This is a genomic window from Halorubrum miltondacostae (assembly GCF_041379815.1).
Classification (GTDB): domain Archaea; phylum Halobacteriota; class Halobacteria; order Halobacteriales; family Haloferacaceae; genus Halorubrum; species Halorubrum miltondacostae.
In genome coordinates, this window is record NZ_JBEDNY010000014.1 from 1 (window position 1) to 1,154 (window position 1,154).

Here is a 1,154-nt window from a genome sequence, read left to right on the forward strand (position 1 = left end):
TAGTGGCTAGTGGAAGTTATGAAGGTGGAATATGATGTATGAGTATGTCTGGAGATCGCCGCAAAGAGATCGTTCGTCACCTCAGTGAGGACGATCTCGATCGACTCCTCACAGAGTCTACGGATGAGAAACTCACTGAGCGGCTGATCTTTGTTAAGCGGCTGTACAAGGGGGCGACTCTAGAGGACGCTGCCGACGACGTCGGAAGGTCCTCCGCAACAGGAACACGCTGGGCTCGTCGGTGGAACAAGGGTGGTCTCGGACTTTTGATGCCGAACTTCGGGGGCGGCAGGCCCCCGAAGCTCGGCCCAGCCCAACGAGAACGCCTCCTAGACCTGCTCCGTGAGGGCCAACCCTGGAAGAAACAGGAGATACAGCACCTCATCAATGAGGAGTTCGACGTTGAATTTCACCCAACCCACCTCACTACATTCCTCGAAAAGCTAGGCCTCTCCTATGCAATTCCGCGGACTAAGCGTCCATCACGGCCAGAGAATGCCGAAGAGATCCTCGACGAACGCGTCAGCGACGCGTTCGACGAGGGGTCTGGTGAGCCCCACAACAAACGCGATGGAGACGACGAGGAAGGCTGGGTCGTTGACGAAGAGATCCGTACGGACGGTGGAACTGTGCTCGGATTCCTCGACACATCGCATCCGCAACCGTGGGACAACTCACAGCGACTTTACACCGTCGACGACCCTCACATCACCCGACCGCTGGTGAAGTTAGACGAACCAGCGGTCGGGTTCTATGCACTCTCTGGTGAGAGTGTACTTCAGTTTCCAACCACTCAGGAGAAAGAGCGAATTTGCGAGTGTCTCGAGGGGATTCGCGAGCAGAATCCGCTGGATCGGATTCTGCTCGTTTTGGATAACTTCTCTTCACACGTGTGCGAGTATACACGTAAGCGAGCCCATCAACTTGGGATCGACCTCGTGTTTCTCCCCGTTGGCTCACCGGATCTCAACCCAATCGAGCAGGTCTGGAAGAGTTTGAAATGGGAGGCGTCACCGTTGATTGTGGAGAGCGCGGCAGAATACCGCGCTCTCCTCACCGAACTCTTTGAGAAGCTCACAGACCAGCTGAGTTTCGCGGCCTCTTGGATCGATAATCATCTCGGCAATTATCTTCAAAAGTTACGCTAGGTACTA

General features: G+C 55.1%; 1 protein-coding gene. It reads left to right on the plus strand.

All coding sequences use genetic code 11. From position 1 onward, the window contains the following. The first annotated feature begins 44 nt into the window (after positions 1-44). Positions 45-1,148 carry an IS630 family transposase gene (locus ABNG04_RS17985; protein ID WP_371163678.1) on the plus strand — a complete coding sequence of 368 codons (1,104 nt, stop codon included), beginning with the start codon at positions 45-47 and terminating at the stop codon, positions 1,146-1,148. The last annotated feature ends 6 nt before the right edge of the window (positions 1,149-1,154 follow it).